11 protein-coding genes are annotated in these 17,704 nt (G+C 45.6%); 10 read left to right on the top strand and 1 reads right to left on the bottom strand.

What is annotated here, in order from left to right; translation table 11 throughout:
- Positions 1–44 precede the first annotated feature (44 nt).
- Together AB4114_RS10475 and AB4114_RS10480 are read left to right on the top strand one after the other, a co-directional pair.
- A complete protein-coding gene (locus AB4114_RS10475; protein WP_441988402.1) occupies positions 45–1,556 on the top strand; it encodes a sulfatase family protein in 1,512 nt (503 codons plus the stop codon).
- A gap of 301 nt (positions 1,557–1,857) precedes the next feature.
- Positions 1,858–3,750 (top strand): rhamnogalacturonan lyase, encoded by a 1,893-nt coding sequence (locus AB4114_RS10480; RefSeq protein ID WP_441988403.1) that lies wholly within the window; start codon positions 1,858–1,860, stop codon positions 3,748–3,750.
- A gap of 42 nt (positions 3,751–3,792) precedes the next feature.
- Here the strand turns inward: AB4114_RS10480 and AB4114_RS10485 are convergent, their stop codons facing one another.
- The gene (locus tag AB4114_RS10485; protein ID WP_441988404.1) at positions 3,793–4,638 is read right to left on the bottom strand and encodes a helix-turn-helix domain-containing protein; all 846 of its coding nucleotides are present in this window, start codon (positions 4,636–4,638) and stop codon (positions 3,793–3,795) included.
- Between the two features lie 163 nt (positions 4,639–4,801).
- Here AB4114_RS10485 and AB4114_RS10490 point away from each other — a divergent pair, with 163 nt between their 5' ends.
- The 8 genes from AB4114_RS10490 to AB4114_RS10525 form a co-directional block, all read left to right on the top strand.
- The gene (locus AB4114_RS10490; protein WP_441988405.1) at positions 4,802–5,476 is read left to right on the top strand and encodes an MBL fold metallo-hydrolase; all 675 of its coding nucleotides are present in this window, start codon (positions 4,802–4,804) and stop codon (positions 5,474–5,476) included.
- A gap of 10 nt (positions 5,477–5,486) precedes the next feature.
- Positions 5,487–5,798, top strand: coding sequence for a hypothetical protein (locus AB4114_RS10495; protein WP_441988406.1), 312 nt, complete (start codon positions 5,487–5,489; stop codon positions 5,796–5,798).
- A 201-nt stretch (positions 5,799–5,999) separates the two neighbouring features.
- Positions 6,000–6,770, top strand: coding sequence for an NUDIX domain-containing protein (locus AB4114_RS10500; protein ID WP_441988407.1), 771 nt, complete (start codon positions 6,000–6,002; stop codon positions 6,768–6,770).
- A 78-nt stretch (positions 6,771–6,848) separates the two neighbouring features.
- Positions 6,849–7,514, top strand: coding sequence for a nicotinamide riboside transporter PnuC (pnuC, locus tag AB4114_RS10505; RefSeq protein ID WP_441988408.1), 666 nt, complete (start codon positions 6,849–6,851; stop codon positions 7,512–7,514).
- Positions 7,490–8,533: an AAA family ATPase gene (locus AB4114_RS10510; protein WP_441988409.1), complete on the top strand. Its 1,044-nt coding sequence runs from the start codon at positions 7,490–7,492 to the stop codon at positions 8,531–8,533. Before pnuC ends, AB4114_RS10510 begins: the two co-directional genes overlap by 25 nt.
- 753 nt (positions 8,534–9,286) lie before the next feature.
- A complete protein-coding gene (locus AB4114_RS10515) occupies positions 9,287–15,418 on the top strand; it encodes an Ig-like domain-containing protein (protein WP_441988410.1) in 6,132 nt (2,043 codons plus the stop codon).
- Positions 15,419–15,486: 68 nt separating this feature from the next.
- Positions 15,487–16,527, top strand: coding sequence for an S-layer homology domain-containing protein (locus tag AB4114_RS10520; protein WP_441988411.1), 1,041 nt, complete (start codon positions 15,487–15,489; stop codon positions 16,525–16,527).
- Positions 16,524–17,704, top strand: a 1,181-nt coding sequence (locus tag AB4114_RS10525) for a family 16 glycosylhydrolase (protein WP_441988412.1), incomplete at its 3' end; no start/stop codon positions are given. The genes AB4114_RS10520 and AB4114_RS10525, both read left to right, overlap by 4 nt.

The raw sequence follows: 17,704 nt of genomic DNA on the forward strand, positions 1-17,704 counted from the left end.
TGTGGTTTAAAATTAACTATAGCACACAATTAGAGGAGGAGATCATGACACGTCCCAATATTTTATTGATCACCAGTGATCAGCAGCATTGGCATACAATAGGTGCGTTTAACTCGGAAATACACACACCTAATTTGGACCGATTAACCTTCGAGGGGACAACTTTCAATCGAGCTTACTGCCCGAATCCTACCTGTACACCAACAAGAGCTTCCATTATTACCGGCATGTATCCAAGCCAGCATGGTGCATGGACATTAGGAACCAAATTATTAGAGGATCGCCATACGGTAGGAGAAGACTTCTTAGCTGCCGGTTATCGTACTGCCTTAGTAGGCAAGGCACACTTTCAGCCACTTAGAAGCACCGAGGAGTTTCCTTCCTTAGAAGCTGTCCCACTTCTACAGGATTTGGACTATTGGAAGCAATTTAACGAAACCTTCTATGGCTTCGATCATGTGGAGTTGGCACGTAATCACACGAATGAATTTCTAGTGGGACAGCATTATGCGATTTGGATGGAAGAGCAGGGCTGCAGTAACTGGCGCGATTATTTCCTTGCTCCGACTGGTACACTGGACCCTTCTATCAAACATAAATGGCCGATTCCAGAAAAGTATCATTATAATACATGGATAGCAGAAAGAAGCAACAAGCTGATGGAAGAATTTACTGAGAAGGAAGAGCCGTTCTTCCTTTGGGCTAGTTTCTTCGACCCTCATCCGGATTATCTGGTGCCTGAGCCGTGGGATACGATGTATGATCCCAATAAACTTACTCTTCCTAAGGTCGTGCCAGGCGAACATGACAATAATCCGCCGCATTTTCGTATGACGCAGGAGGCACAGCCAGACTTCACAGCCTGGAAGGAAACCGGTCATGTGATCCACGGCTATCATTCCCACCAAGTGTACGATGAAGCTGAGCAGCGTCAGAACATGGCTACCTACTACGGGATGATCAGCAAGATGGATGCTTACATTGGGCGCATTCTTGACAAGGTTGATGAACTAGGTATAGCTGAGGATACCTTGATTGTATTTACAACCGATCATGGACATTTTTTTGGTCAGCATGGCCTACATTTCAAAGGTGGATTTCACTATGAGGATGTCATTAAGTTGCCGTTTATTGTTCGATATCCGGGTAAAGTGCCTGCTGGACGCCAATCAGAGGCATTTCAGTCTTTGGTCGATCTGGCGCCGACCTTCTTAAGCATAGCTGGCCTGCCGGTTGCGAGAACGATGACAGGCGTAGATCAAAGCCAGGTATGGTTTGGGAAACAAAGTGCGGCACGTGACCATATCTTGTGTGAATTCCGACATGAGCCTACCACGATTCATCAAAAAACGTATGTCAATGAAAGATACAAAATTACAGTATATTTTAATCAAACCTACGGGGAGATATTCGATCTGAAGGAGGATCCTCAAGAACTGCATAACCGATGGGACGACCCCGAGTATGTACACGTAAAGAGCGATCTACTTCTGAAATTTACTTGGGCGGAGCTTGGAAAAGAAGCGCTTCCGATGCCTCGCATATGGCATGCCTAAATTGTTATGTTTAGGAAGTATAGACCAGTTCCTATTTTGGGGAAGTGGTCTATTTTTTTGTTCGAAGCTGGGGCTGTTGCTTGTTACAAAGATTCATAAAATAGCAGGATTGTGCAGGAAGTTAGCTATTGTCTGCATTAAATCTCTTCTATTTTCACGTTATAATGAGGAACGAAATGAATTGTAAGCGCAATCAATGAATGGATAATCCATACGATCAGTGGAGGTGAAACGGGAAGTTCTCAGATGTCCCGAGGCAAAGTGAATGTAGATCTATATTGACTACCTGGAGGTTGTAGAAATGTTTAAACATGCAAAGCAACTGATTAAAGCAACTTGCTTCATTACATTAAGCTCACTCCTCATTTCTTCTTTCGGTATCCAGGCACCTTCCGCACAGGCAGCGGTTGCAAGGCAAATGGAGAAATTAGACCGCGGTCTAGTGGCAGTTAAGGTCAGCACAGGCGTCCTCGTCAGTTGGCGACTTCTCGGTACGGAGGCAGCTAGCACGTCGTTCAACGTCTATCGAAATGGCGTTAAGCTCAATGCTTCACCGATCACGACAAGCACGAATTATCAAGATAATTCGGGTACAACGAGCTCCAGTTACACGGTCAAAGCTGTTGTTGGCGGCGTGGAGCAGACCGCATCAGCTGCAGCTACGCCATGGGCGAACAACTATTTGGATGTGCCGATACAGAAACCTGCGGGCGGCACGACACCAGACGGTGTCAGCTACACCTATAACGCTAATGATGCAAGTGTTGGCGATGTGGACGGAGACGGCCAATATGAAATCATTTTGAAATGGGATCCTACGAATTCCAAAGATAATTCACAGGATGGCTATACGGGTGAAGTGTTTGTCGATGCTTATAAACTGAATGGTACGCGGTTATGGCGGATCAGTATGGGTAAAAATATTCGGGCTGGCGCTCACTATACGCAATTCATGGTCTACGATTTAGATGGAGATGGCAAAGCGGAAATCGCCATGAAAACAGCCGATGGAACGAAAGACGGCACTGGCGTAGTTATTGGCAGCTCAACGGTGGACTATCGAAACAGTGTGGGTAGAGTTCTGAGTGGGCCAGAATTTTTAACGATCTTTGAAGGAGCGACAGGAAAGGCATTGACTTCGACGAGCTATGAGCCGCCACGTGGCACAGTCGGCGATTGGGGCGATACGTACGGCAACCGGGTAGATCGCTTCTTAGCGACGGTCGCCTATCTGGATGGGCAGAAGCCCAGCATCGTCATGGCACGCGGATATTACACAAGAACGGTTCTAGTAGCGTACAATTGGCGTGGTGGAACACTATCCAAATTATGGACATTTGACAGCAACACCTCAGGCAATTCGGCCTATGCAGGGCAAGGGAACCACAACTTAACAGCCGCCGACGTTGACGGTGATGGCAAGGATGAAATCGTCTATGGCGCGATGACGATTGATGATAACGGAGCTAAGAAATACAACACAGCGTTAGGGCATGGCGATGCCCTTCATGTCGGCGATTTGGATCCGAACAGTGCGGGACTTGAAGTATTCAAAGTGATGGAAAGTACTAGCGCTACCTACGGCGCAGCCGTGTGGAATGCAGGAACTGGCGCCATCAAGTGGGGAGTGAATACAGGCGCTGATACGGGAAGAGGCATGTCTGCTGATATTGACCCACGGTATGCCGGCGAAGAAGTATGGGCCAGCAACGGTGTCGGGCTATACCAAATTAATGGTACCAAAATCAGCTCCACGACCCCTTCATCCATTAATTTTGGTATCTGGTGGGATGGCGATGTTTCCCGTGAGCTTCTTGATCATAATTGGGATGGCACGAATGGGGTTGGACGCATTGATAAATGGAACTACACAGCTCTCAATACAACGACTTTATTAACCGCAACAGGAACCAATTCGAATAACTACACGAAAGGCAATCCAAGCTTGCAAGCCGATCTATTCGGCGATTGGCGTGAAGAGGTCATTTGGCGGAAATCGGACAGCTCAGCTTTACGCATCTATGCAACTCCTTATGAAACAACGACACGCCTGTGGACTTTAATGCATGATCCGCTTTATCGTCTGGATATCGCTTGGCAAAATGTAGCTTACAACCAACCGCCTCACACGAGTTACTATCTCGGAACAGGCATGGCCACACCAACGCAGCCGAATATCTATACCACACCATAAAGTGAGAATGAGAGAAGCGTTCGGGTTACTCCGGCGCTTCTTTTATTCCATTCTTAACTGTTGAATACGCTTTCTACATAGGGCAGGGGATGTCCCATAGAAAGCAGAAAACTGGCGAGAGAAATAAAAGGGATGATTGAACCCGACTTCCTCCGCGATTTCGGCCATCGTTAGTGAAGTCGTTTCTATGAGCTTCCTAGCTTGGCGAAGTCGAATTTTATTTAACATGTCCATAACGGATTCACCGGTCTGTCTTTTAAAGAGATGGGCGAACCTAGAAGGGGATAAGTTAACCAACGCAGCTAGTTCAGCAACCGTATAAGGGTGATTATAGTGTTGTGTAATCAGCGCTAGCGTACGCGCTATGCGCGAATCGAGCGGATATTCGGTTTGCATAGCACTTTTGGACAGGAGAAGGAGGATTTTTTCTAGTGCGTTGCTAGCGAATCTTTCGGAGTAGAAATCTGTTTCATCGTTGTATTGAACTAATTCGTTAAAAGCGCTAGTTACCTGAAGCGACTCATTTTCGGAATGAAAGCGAGCTAATCGTATGCCCTTAATCGCCTCTGGCAGCTGTAAAAGCGGTAACCATTCTTCCTTCGGGACAAAATGACACCAATAAAACTCCCATAGCGTGTTCTCTGGCGTTCCGTAAAAATGGGGGGTGCCTGGTGTAATTAAAGTAACCTCATTCTGCTGGCATTCGTAGGTTTCTTTACCGTTGTTAAATAAACCTGTCCCCTTTAACGTCAAGGTCAAATAATAATCTTTCGTACCATTGGACCGTTTAACTTTGTAACCAAAGGACTGACGATAATGGCCGGAAATCAACCTTCCAGGAATCGTAGTTAAATTCTCAGTGGCGGAAAAAGACATGAACTCAGTCATAATAGGATCGCCCCCATTACCCATTTAATTACTAGTATATAGGATTTTATGGAAAAATAAATCGGTATAGGGTTCAGCGTGATAAAACTGCAAAAATTGATCTTACATTTGCTAACCCTTACAATGGAATTATTCGTTTGATAAATATTCTGGAGGTGTAGGAATGGGAGATCAAGCAGGAATTCAACCGTTTATTTTGGATATGGATGTCAATGGGAATCCATTCACTGTACACGCGGCATTACTTTGGGACGAGCAGGAAGTCATTCTCGTCGATACGGGAATCCCTGGCCAGCTAGGGCTTATACGAGACAAACTTGCGGAGGCATTCTGTCCTTTTGAAAAGCTGACGAAAATCATCATTACTCACCAGGACATGGATCACATTGGCAGCCTGCCAGAGCTGGTGGGCGCTGCAGAAGGACGGATCGAAGTGCTGGCGCACGAACTAGGTAAACCTTATATTCAAGGGGAAGTGCCCTTGGTTAAACGCAAGATTTTGGCTACGCCAACTAAAGTAGATGTAACGCTTCAGGATGGGGACGTCCTCCCTTATGGCGGAGGCATTCAAGTTATTTTTACGCCTGGACATACGCCAGATCATATCAGTCTGTACCACCTAGGCAGCAAAACATTAATTGCCGGGGACGCGCTTACGTCACAAGATGGTGTGCTAATGCCCCCGAATCCTCAGTTCACGCCGGATATGCCGTTAGCGCTTGAATCGGTAGCAAAGTTACTGGACTATGACATTGAAACTGTCATCACTTATCATGGTGGTGTTTGTACGGAAAATATTAAAGAGCGGCTCACTGAAATTGCGCAAGGTCAGGCATAAGGAGAGTCCTATGGATCCCACAGTCAAACAAGCTTTAGACATAACTCTTCATAACTGGCAGACCATGACCTCCTATCAAAGCGATGAGAAAGAAGCTGTGGCCGATCAATTCCAATCTTCCTTCTATGTATTCATTGATACCGTCCGTGATTGGGTACTCCGTCAAGATCCCATGCCTCTAACCATGGATAGTATGCTTGAAATGGAGATGATCCAAGATATTTTCGACCTATTGCCTGCTCCTTTGCATTTGAATTTGGAAACGGAACTGGAATTAATTCTGGATCGTGTAGAACGAGTGGATGAAGATAAATACGATTGATGTAAGACTCAACCCCATGTCATATATGGAGTTGGGTCTTTTCTGGTTTTCATTTATTTCCTCTGAACATGGTAAAATGTAATTCATAGTATTCAAATCCACCTTGATGTTAAAGTGGCGATAATCCACTTGACATCTCCTTTTAATATGTCATAATGATAATATCAAATCGACATTAAAGTTGTGAAAGCAGGTGTCACATTGGACACGAACGAAAAAGAGTCGAACTACTCCTCCCAGAAGTATCGGACACCAGACGGTGCACCGAGTGATATTGTCATCTTCACGATTACATCTACCGAGAAGCATACAACTAAAAAGGCGCTGCCCATTCGGGACTTACAGGTCCTGCTGATTCAAAGAAAACAATGGCCGTTTGAGGGCCAGTGGGCGTTACCTGGTGGGTTTTGCCAAGAGTCAGAGAGTATGTACACTTGCGCGAAACGAGAATTGCAGGAAGAAACCGGCATCGTGGATGTTCATATGGAATATTTAAACGTCTATAGTGAACCGGGACGTGATCCGAGAGGATGGATCATTTCTCATGCCTTCTTCGCTTTAGTCCATGAGAAAATGTTGTCTGAAAGACGTGCCGACACAGACGCTTCAGATGTGCAACTGTTTACGATTGAGGAAGCGCTAAAGTTAGAGTTGGCTTTTGATCATAGGCAGATATTGACGGACGCCTTGCATCAGATTCAGAAAAAGATGCTAACGACAACCATTGCCAAGGAATTTCTTCCCGAAGAATTCACGATTGGTGAACTGTATCAAGTGATTCAAACGGTCGTGCCGCATTTTGAGGAAAGCAACTTCATTCGTAAAATTACGTCTACGCAAAGCCGCAAAGGCATTATTGAAGAAGCGGTGGATCGTAACGGAGAACCGAAGCTTTCCAATCGCTACTCGCAGAGAGCCGCACAGCTCTATCGCTTTACGGATCTGACGCCGCAGCTGTCGATTTACAGCTAGGCGGTTCTTTTTTACCTTTTGATAATGTCATATTGATAGTATTATTCATTTGGAGTTAATCTTAAGGAGGCGTTACGTATGAGAAAAGCATGGTCATTCTTGGCACTATTCGTCTGTATGGTCGCCATTGCGATCTACACCTCATCAACAGCAATCGAAATCGTCGCGACGACGACAGGCTTGTTGTGCGTATGGTTAACAGCGAAGGAGAATGTATGGTCTTGGCCAGTTGGACTGGTCAATGTGGGTTGTTTCTTCGTGATGTTTTGGGAAGCGAAACTATATGCGGATACGATGCTGCAGGTGTTCTTTTTCATACTAAGCGTGTATGGTTGGATCATGTGGCTGACAAAAAGAGAAGGTACCAAGGTACGTCCGACTAGAAAAATAACATCACGACTCACGTTCATATTAAGTGTGTTACTGGTGGTGATGACCCTGCTTTGGGGTTATGTCCTGCAAACATACACGGATGCCTCGATTCCTTATGCGGATGCGTTCATTGCTACTTTAAGCCTCATAGCCCAGTATCTACTTTCGTCAAAAGTGCTAGAGAATTGGCTCATCTGGATTGCTGTCGACGTGATGTCGGTAGCCATGTATGCTTACAAAGATTTGTATGCTGTTGCCTTCCTATACCTTATTTTCTTGTTTATCGCTATTGCTGGCTATGTTGGATGGAGACGGGCGTTACACATGGTAGATCGGAGGGAACTCACATGTCACAACACAGAACAGGCTTAACACTTGGGAAGTTTGCACCTCTGCACGCGGGACATCAATTCATGATCGAAACGGCGATCAAGGAGATGGATGAAGTGATTGTTGTCATCTACGATTGTCCCGAAACGACGCATATACCTTTGCGTGTGCGATCCAATTGGATTCGTACCCTTTATCCGCAGGTGCATGTGATCGAAGCATGGGACGGTTCTAATGAAATAGGCGATACGCCTGAGATTAAAAGGATGCATGAGACCTATATCCTGCAGAAGCTTGCGGGGCGGAAGATCACACATTTTTACTCCAGTGAGTTTTATGGTGATCACATGAGCGCGGCTTTGGGAGCGGTGAATCGCCAGGTGGATCCAGATCGGAACACGTTTCCAGTTTCGGGCACGCAAGTGAGGGGGAACCCTTTTGACAATAGAAAGTTTCTGAGTCCGGTTGTATATAAAGATATGATTGCAAAAGTCGTATTTCTTGGGGCTCCCTCAACAGGGAAATCCACACTTACCGCTCACATGGCGAAACAGATGCATACAGGTTGGATGGCGGAGTACGGACGGGAATATTGGGAGAAGCATCAGATGGACCGCAGATTATCGTTAGAGCAGCTAGAGGAGATCGCGGAGGGGCATTTGGAAAGAGAGGAGCTTCTTGTGAAAGAAGCGCGAGATGTTCTCTTCGTAGACACCAACGCGATTACAACGTATATGTTTTCTCATTACTATCATGGTACGGCTACGCCACGTTTGACTCAACTGGCAGTGGACGCGGCGTCGCGGTATGAGCTTGTTTTTGTTTGCGATACCGATATTCCTTATGAAGATACTTGGGATCGATCGGGAGAGGTGCAGCGGTTTGTGTTCCAGAAGCAGATTATTGCTGATCTCAAAATGAGACAAATCCCATATTTCCTATTACAAGGAACTCTCGAGGAGAGAGCCGAGAAAGTAAGTCATATTTTGAAGATATATCATATATATCATAGCTTGATTGAATGTATAATGACGCATACAGGTAGTGGGGGAAGGGAGTAATGAATATGAACAGAACAGACTTATTGGATAAAATCAAAGGCGGGATCTATGGCGTTGCGATCGGACATCGATAAATTGAGAGGTTTTAACTTAGGCGTCGATGATTATTTGGTGAAGCCTATTACCAGTTAGCCGCCACGCGTATTGCTTAACAGGAAAAGCCGAGATCACATCAATAAGTGTGCACCTCGGCTTTTTTGTGATATTTGCATAATTTAGCAGTCTGAGTCGAAGGTTATCGAATCAAGTTACATTAAGTTTTTAGGTTGAAAATAGCTTGTAAAATGCAGCCAATACCTTGAATTAATCTCCTATTCTTCTTAAGTTTACCGCTTTCAATGAAAGCGATATTTCTCTATGATGAAGATATCAACTACGAGACAGTATCCTACTTTTGGAATAAGAGAGGGTGATCGGTGAAAGGAATGTAACCGTTTACTAAATGAAATGATGCAAGTCGGTTCGGTTTCCAATCTAAGGTAAGGTGTGGGGTAATAATTAATGAGAAAAATATCAAAATGAATGATTCTAGATTCTTATAAATGATGAGAAATGAATAATTATGCGGTGGAAAGAAGTTGTACATTTGCAGAATCAATGATACATTTTGTATATACAAGCGAGTGATAATGATACATATCGGATTGGTGGAGAATACATAACAGGAAAGGACGGTGCTTCGGAACTTCCATTTAAGGTAATCAGCATCAAAGTAAAGAGTCATGACTAATTCATTCGTTGGAGGTTTTTTAAATGCTGAGAAGAGGTTTATCTATCATTCTAGCTTTGTCTTTAAATGTAAGCCTTTTCATGACTACGCCTGGTGTTTCCCACGCGTATATCGCTAAAGATTATTCTTATATTACTGCGTCGGCCAATTCAAAAATGGTAAGAGCTTCTGGTCTTAATGGGATTACAGCTGACAGTACAGCCAATAACATCACAGCAGCTGATGCTGAATCATTTGTGATAGTTGACGGTAAAGATAGTAATGGAAATCTTGATGGCTCAATCAATATTAAGTCTAAGGCGAACAATATGTTCCTTACCACAGAAGATTACAAAGTCGGTACTGAGGTTATTCAAACCGATGCATTGAAGCCAACAAAAGCAGCACCAGGAGTGACAACCACTAGCTGGGAAAAATTCTATATTGAAAAATTAAAGGATGGCAATGGGGTTGAGACTGGATTTGTAGCGATAAAGGCGAACAAAAGTATTGGCGGTAAAAAATTGTATATATCGGTTAATACCTCGAATGCTAATGGTCCCTATTTGACCGCATCCAGCGCTACAATAGGTATCAACGAAACATTCAAGATCCGCACCTCTCTAGGTGCGCCAGATGCACCCGCAACACCATCCGTCGATTCAACAACAACGAATTCCGCTACTCTGAGCTGGGCAATCGTAGCTCGTGCGGACAGCTATAACGTATATCGTTCGAAAACCAGTAACGGTACATTCGTCAAGATCAATACGACAGCCATTGCCTCAACCAGCTTTGTAGATACGGCATTGCCCGCAAACTCTGGATTTTACTACAAAATTACAGCGGTCGGCATAGACGGAGAATCAGCAATGTCAGCTGCAGTATTTGCAGCAACTCTACCTGATCAATTCGGTATAAGTACGACTACGACAAAAACAGTAAGCATGGCTTGGACAACCGTGCCCGGCGCAACAAGCTATAACGTCTACCGTTCCACGAGCAGCGACGGAACATTCAATAAGATTAATACCGCAGCGATAATGACATACAACTACTTAGATACGGGCTTGACACCTAATACTAGATATTTCTACAAAGTTTCTTCCGTGAGCGGAGGCGTAGAATCAGCATTGTCTACAGCAATTGCCGCTTTAACGCTGCCTGACTTTGGTAAGAATGTCTATGTATTTGATCCGGCTATGCCAGCAGCAGACATTCAGACGATTGCTACTAACGTGTTTACTAAACAAGAAACGAATCAATTTGGTTCCGAAAGATACGCGCTTCTCTTTAAACCAGGCGCATACAGCACGGCAGTTAGAGTTGGCTTCTACACGCATGTTGCCGGTCTGGGGAAAATGCCCGACGATGTCACTATCAATGGTGGGGTAACGGTTGATGCCAACTGGATGACGAACCACAATGCTACTCAAAACTTCTGGCGATCCATTGAGAACCTCGCCGTAACGCCCCAAGGTGGAGATATGAAATATGCGGTATCGCAGGCCGCATCCATGAGACGTCTGCACGTTAAAGGAAATCTGTCGCTTCATGATGTAGGAGGATGGGCAAGCGGTGGCTTCCTATCCGATTCCAAGATCGATGGAAGAGTGGTTCCTGGATCACAACAGCAGTGGTTTTCCAGAAATAACAGTTGGGGTGAATGGGCAGGTTCACTCTGGAATATGACGCTTGTTGGGAACACGAATAATCCGGTAGAGAACTACCCAACAAACGCATATACAATCGTCGATCAAACGCCGATTATTCGGGAAAAACCTTTCCTCACCATTGACGCGTCCGATAAATACAGCGTTTTCGTTCCGAATGTTTCCCGTGCTGCGCAAGGAACCAGTTGGGCGAACGGACCTGCGGATGGAACTTCCATTCCGATCGATCAGTTCTATATCGCAGACGTGGATACTTTCAACGTAGATAATGTCAATGCCGCACTTAGCCAAGGTAAGCACCTGCTGCTTACTCCAGGTGTATATCATTTAAGCAAACCGATCGTAGTATCGAATCCAAACACGGTTGTGTTAGGCCTGGGACTTGCTACTTTGCACTCAGACAACGGATCTGTGGCGCTGCAAGTTGCTGATGTTGATGGAGTTAAAATTGCTGGACTTCTGTTTGAAGCTGGGTCTACCAGCTCGCCTGTATTATTGGAGGTTGGACCAAAGGGCAGTTCAGCTGATCACTCGGCTAATCCAACTTCTCTTCACGACCTCTACTTTAGAGTAGGCGGTGATGCTCTTGCCTTAGCCGAAGTATGTATCGAAATCAACAGCAACTACGTCATTGGCGACCATTTCTGGGTATGGCGCGCAGATCACGGCACGGGTGCTGCATGGAATTCAAATCTAACGACCAATGGGATGATCGTAAATGGAAATGACGTAACGATATTCGGCCTTTTTGTAGAGCATTTCCATGAGTATCAGACGCTTTGGAATGGTGAACGCGGGAAGATGTATTTTTATCAATGTGAAATTCCTTATGACGTCCCGGATCAAGAAAGCTGGATGAGCAACTATGGGACTGTTAAGGGTTATGCAGGCTACAAAGTCGCGGACTCGGTGAATCAACATGAAGCTTACGGATTGGGAGTATATTCCTTCTTTAGGGATGCACCTGTGAAGCTTGAAAGTGCAATAGAAGTCCCGGATAAGCCAGGCGTTAAGGTCCACCATGCGACGACTGTTTTCTTAAGCGGTATGGCTGGAAGTGAGATCACTCATATTGTGAACAACATGGGTGGTGCGGTAACCGTTGGAGGACAAAATCTGAGATTGACAGATTATGTTCCAAGAACAATTCTAAGCGTTAAAGATATAGCAATAGACATTATTGCTAAGATTGCACCCGTGTTACCTGCATTAGTCGCACAAGTGTACAACGATAACAGTACGAGAATGGTACCTGTTACCTGGGATAGCATCGACCCTTCCCAATACGCTGCTGCAGGAAGCTTTACTGTAAATGGAACGATTGCTGGCAGTGCGTTCAAGGCAAAAGCTGTTATTACCGTAGCGGTTGGACCGAGCGTACCCGTAACGGGTATTGTAGTAACCGGAGCTAACAACGCAACGGCGATCACAACAAAAGGCGGCACTCTACAAATGTCTGCTGCGGTAATGCCTTCGAATGCAGAGAATAAGAATATCACTTGGTCGGTCGTGGGCACGGACGGTAAGGCAACGAACAAGGCTACGATTGATTCTTTAGGATTGTTAACGGCCTTTGATGACGGAACGGTGAAAGTCATCGCGACAGCCAAAGACGGTACAGGAGTGAAAGGCGAAGCAACAATCACTATTAGCAATCAATTCATGAAAGTTTCTGCGATCATCGTATCCTCTTCAGGCGACGTATCAACGATTGCATCAAAAAGCGGCACTTTACAACTAACTGCGTCAGTAGCGCCTGCGAATGCGGACGTTACAACAGTTACTTGGTCCGTCGTGAATACGGATGGTACAACAACGGATAAAGCTAAGATTAGTGCCGAAGGCTTGTTAACCGCTCTTAAAGACGGAGCAGTGAAGGTTATCGCTTCAGCTAACGACAATTCCGGCGTAAAAGGCGAGAAAACCATCACCATAATAGGCCAGACAGTTTTATTAGCCAGTGGATGGTCATGGGTGAGGGAAAGCCAAGCAGATTGGGCGACCGTATCCAATAATGCTAACGGCATGAGATTAACGACAATCGAAGGAAGCTGGGGCGGATCTAAACCGAGTAATATCCTTCTTAGAGGTCCCGTCGCAGGCGACATAACAATCTCCACGAAGTTGAATTTTGATGCGAAAAACGGTTTTGAGTGGGCCGGTTTGATCATCTACCAGGATGATAGCAATGCGATTACATTGGGAAGGCAAGCAAACGGTAGCCCTGCCGCCAATCAGCTGAGGTTCTCTCAGATCAAATCTGGCGGGCAAACGGATAAAAACTACGATGACCCCGTCTATCCAAAGGATATTTATTTGAAAATTGAAAAAGTAGGTACGGTTTACAAGGGGTATTACAGCAGCGACGGAGATACTTGGACGCAGGTGGCCGATTCGTTCGACATTGCTTTAACAAATCCCAAAGTCGGCATTTTTACAAGGAAGCTTAATACGGCTATCCCTGTCAGAACGGCAGAATTTACGAATTTCACTTTGAACGGCAGCATTATCCCCTATTGGAATCCTGTTAGTTCTATTGCTGTTACGGGAACAGGCGGAGCAACGGCTATCACTGCTTTGAATGGCACATTGCAAATGTCTGCAACAGTATTGCCTGCTAATGCGGATAACAAATCAGTCACCTGGTCCGTTATGAACGTGGATGGAACTGCTACCGATAAGGCGACCATCAGCACTGCAGGAGTGTTAACCGCAGTTAAGAATGGACAGGTAAAAGTCATTGCTACAGCCATTGACGGATCTGGACGAACCGGAGACGCTACGATCAACATCACTGGCCAACTAGGAGAAGTTTCTTCCATCACTGTATCTGGAGCGGGCGGAGCATCAGCGATAACAACGAAAGCCGGCACACTGCAAATGTCTGCAGATGTATGGCCTGCGAATGCCGTTGATAAAACATTCACTTGGTCCGTCGTCAACGCGGACGGAACGGCAACGGATAAAGCGACGATCAGTGCTGGAGGATTGTTAACCGCAGTTAAGGATGGTGTGGTGAAAGTCATCGCAACAGCCCATGACAGCTCAGGTGTTAAAGGAGAAGCGAATATCACCATCAGCGGACAAATTGAAAAAGAAGTTTCTTCCATCACTGTATCCGGAGCGGGCGGAGTATCAGCGATAACGACGAAAAGCGGCACATTGCAAATGTCTGCAGATGTATGGCCTGCGAATGCCGTTGATAAAACTTTCACTTGGTCCGTCGTCAACGCGGACGGAACGGCAACGGATAAAGCGACGATTAGTAGCGGAGGATTGTTAACCGCTATTAAGGATGGTGTGGTGAAAGTCATTGCGACAGCCAATGACAGCTCAGGTGTAAAAGGAGAAGCGAGTATCACCATCAGCGGGCAAATTGAAAATGTAACTGCAGCTACATTAATCGGTCCGAAGGCTGTCTATCAACAACAGCAATTCGATTTGACTGTTGGCGTGAGCAGCTTGCTCTCAAGCTTCACTACGCTCGATGTCATTCTGAATTATGATCCGAACTTGTTGGAGTTCGACACAGTAACGAATAGCAACGGTTCTCTCTCCTTGACTGACGGTGCCCTGAGCTCACTAAGAAATCATTTCAAGGTGTTGGCGACCGCGATCAAGGCCGATAAAGGCCAGATTCGAATCATTATGGCCAGCGAGGGAAATGACACCGCGATTAGTACGATTGGAAATCTGTTAACCATACACGCCAAAACCAAAGTGGGGGTTGCAGCAGGGGAAACAACGGTGTCGTTATCCGACTTTAACGTTTCCCTCGCAGGTTCGGGTACGCCAGTTACCGGAGTATCTCTAAGCATTCAAATTAAAGATGTGGATAAAGCGGAATTGAACGCTGCGATTATTGCTGCTCAGAGCAAGCATGATTCAGCGACGGAAGGAAATAATATCGGCCAGTATCCGAACGGATCGAAAGCGATGTTACAGACAGCTATTAACAACGCCAAAGCAGTGCGTGATAACGCAGCATCAACCCAATCGGAAGTTGCGGATGCAATGAGTGCTCTAAATGCGGCGTTGACAACGTTCAATAATTCRGTAYACACCGATYCTGGTACTGTAGACAAATCAGCAYTGAGCAAAGCGATTACAGCTGCGCAAAGCAAGYATGATGCAGTGACCGAAGGCACCAAARTCGGTCAATATCCGGCGGCTGCGAGAGCGGCATTGCAGGCGGCTATAACGAGCGCTAACGCAGTATTAAACAGTTCGGCGGCAACGCAGACGCAAGTGAACACGGCGACAACAGATGTGAATACGGCACTGCAAACATTCCTGACGAAGATTGTTACGCTAGTTCCAGGTCAAACGAGTGTCACCATCAATGATCTGTCCGTCATCTCTAAGTATTATGGAGCGAAGTCAACAGATGCCAACTGGAGTGAAATCGAAGCAGCCGATATCTTTAATAGCGGCAAAATCGATATTCAAGTCCTTGCGGCAGTAGCAAGAATGCTTCTCGACAACTGGCTTTTAGATAATTAAATTCAAGATTGGGGAGGATGGCGAAACTGCCGTCCTCCTTGATCCATATGGAAAGGGTGAAAATGGGAATGATTAGAAGGACAAGTAAATTGTTGACACTTGGATTGGCATTATTAGTATGCATTCCCTGGTTGCAGCCGCAAAGGTTACTTGCCGCAGGTGCTCCTTCATATGCCTTGATTACGAGCAGCAAAGCTGACTTTGATAAAGAGATTCAGGTTACTGTCAAGGGGACAAACCTCACCGATGTGTTTGCATATGAATTTAATATCGCGTTCGATTCCGAGCGACTGAGGTTTAAAGAGGCGAAAAGCGCCGGTTCAGGATTTACAGTCAGTCCAATCGTAAAGGGAGACAATCTTACATTTGCGCACTCGAAAATAGGTCAAGTACTCGGAGATAACGGAAACTTAACTTTCTTCACGTTGAGCTTTCAAACGATTGGCCAGGGGGATGCCGCAATCGAGATCAAAGATGTGAGTCTTGTTAATTCTAAATTGGAAAAGACATCGCATAACGTAGGGGAGCGAGTGTCCATAACGATTGGCAAGCCGTTGCTGAATGACATTGCCGGGCACTGGGCTGAGGCATCGATTCAGCGAGCTGTTGAGCTTGAAATTATTACAGGCTACAGCGATAGTACGTTCCGTCCTCAACGTCATGTTACTCGTAACGAGTTTGTTAGTATACTACTACGCGCGCTGCAATTGCCGGCAGAAGACGCAAGCGAGCTCTCGTTTGTCGATCTCGACGAAATCCCGACATGGGCGAGACCTTCTGTATCGGCGGCTGTTAAAGCTAAAATCATTAACGGGTTTGAGGACAACACATTCCGTGGAGATCAACCGATTACTCGATCAGAATTAACAACTATTCTCGTTCGTGCTTTTGGTTTGGAAACAGATTCCGAGACGAATCCGACTTTTGCTGATGTCGAAATGATTCCCGCGTATGCGCAGAAATCTGTTGCGGCGGCAGCCAAAGCAGGACTGATCTACGGGAAAGAAAATAATCTATTCGCTCCGAATGATAACGCTACCCGAGCAGAAGCGGTTGTTTTAATTCTTAGATTTTTAGATAAGAATTTGTCTGGGAGTGTGAAACCTTGACATTCAAAAAAGTAATTATAACTTTTCTAGTTATTGTACTGTTTGCGTCGGTAGCGTCGTTATCACCGATTTATGCCGCTGAAGGCAGCGTAGGAGAAGGGGGAACGCCTCTCGACACCACAAGTGACTCTCGATGGACGTTAGTGTGGAATGATGAGTTTAACAATTCTACGTTAGATGCATCTAAATGGAACTACACCACAGGCGGCGGCGGTTATGGCAATCACGAGCTGCAGAATTATACGAATCGCCCCGAGAATGTCCGTGTTGAGAATGGGGATTTAATTATTGAAGCGCGCAAGGAAAGTTATCAAGGAAGCCAATATACTTCCGGCAAGCTGGAGACGAAATCGAAAGGCGATTGGAAATATGGTCGATACGAAATTCGGGCCAAATTACCGGAAGGCAAAGGAATGTGGCCTGCGATTTGGATGATGCCAACCAACCAAAATGTTTACGGTGGATGGCCGGTTGGTGGCGAAATCGACATTATGGAGTTTCTCGGACATGATCCGGGCACGGTATACGGTACAATCCATTATGGCAATCCGTGGACACATACGGGAGGAAATTATATTCTGCCCAATAATCAGAAATTCTCGGATGACTTCCATACGTTCAGCTTGGAGTGGTCTCCAGGGGAATTCAAATGGTATGTCGACGGCATTCTTTATTTAACTAAAAATGATTGGTTCAGCAAAGACAACAGTAAACCGTCGGATTACCCTTTCCCCGCTCCTTTCGACCAGTTGTTCTATCTTCAATTGAATTTGGCGGTCGGAGGCGATTGGCCGGGAAATCCTGATGCGACGACGGATTGGACGAAACCGAAACAAATGCTTGTAGACTATGTCAGAGTATACAGTTATAACGGGCAATACCCGGAACCAGCTCCGCGTCCGGGGAAAAACTTGAGCGGCGGTTGGTCATGGGTAAGAGAAATCAGCAGCAATTGGTACGCAGAAAGCAGTCCGGACGCAATAAGATTAACGACAATCGAAGGAAGCTGGGGCGGAACTAAACCGAGTAATATTCTTCTGAGAAGTCCCGGTACTAGCGACTTCACCATTTCCACCAAGGTAAAGTTTGATGCATCAAATGGGTATGAATGGGCCGGATTGATCGTCTATCAGGATGATGGCAATGCGATTACATTTGGGCGTCAAGCTAATGGCGC

Origin of the sequence: Paenibacillus sp. 2RAB27 (assembly GCF_052115445.1) — a bacterium.
In the GTDB taxonomy this organism is placed as follows: domain Bacteria; phylum Bacillota; class Bacilli; order Paenibacillales; family NBRC-103111; genus Paenibacillus_E.

Bases quoted from the DNA above. Each gene is read 5' to 3' on its own strand.
- AB4114_RS10475 (WP_441988402.1), top strand. From the start codon at position 45: ATGACACGTCCCAATATTTTATTGATCACCAGTGATCAGCAGCATTGG.
- AB4114_RS10480 (WP_441988403.1), top strand. From the start codon at position 1,858: ATGTTTAAACATGCAAAGCAACTGATTAAAGCAACTTGCTTCATTACA.
- AB4114_RS10485 (WP_441988404.1), bottom strand. From the start codon at position 4,638: ATGACTGAGTTCATGTCTTTTTCCGCCACTGAGAATTTAACTACGATT.
- AB4114_RS10490 (WP_441988405.1), top strand. From the start codon at position 4,802: ATGGGAGATCAAGCAGGAATTCAACCGTTTATTTTGGATATGGATGTC.
- AB4114_RS10495 (WP_441988406.1), top strand. From the start codon at position 5,487: ATGGATCCCACAGTCAAACAAGCTTTAGACATAACTCTTCATAACTGG.
- pnuC (WP_441988408.1), top strand. From the start codon at position 6,849: ATGAGAAAAGCATGGTCATTCTTGGCACTATTCGTCTGTATGGTCGCC.
- AB4114_RS10510 (WP_441988409.1), top strand. From the start codon at position 7,490: ATGTCACAACACAGAACAGGCTTAACACTTGGGAAGTTTGCACCTCTG.
- AB4114_RS10520 (WP_441988411.1), top strand. From the start codon at position 15,487: ATGATTAGAAGGACAAGTAAATTGTTGACACTTGGATTGGCATTATTA.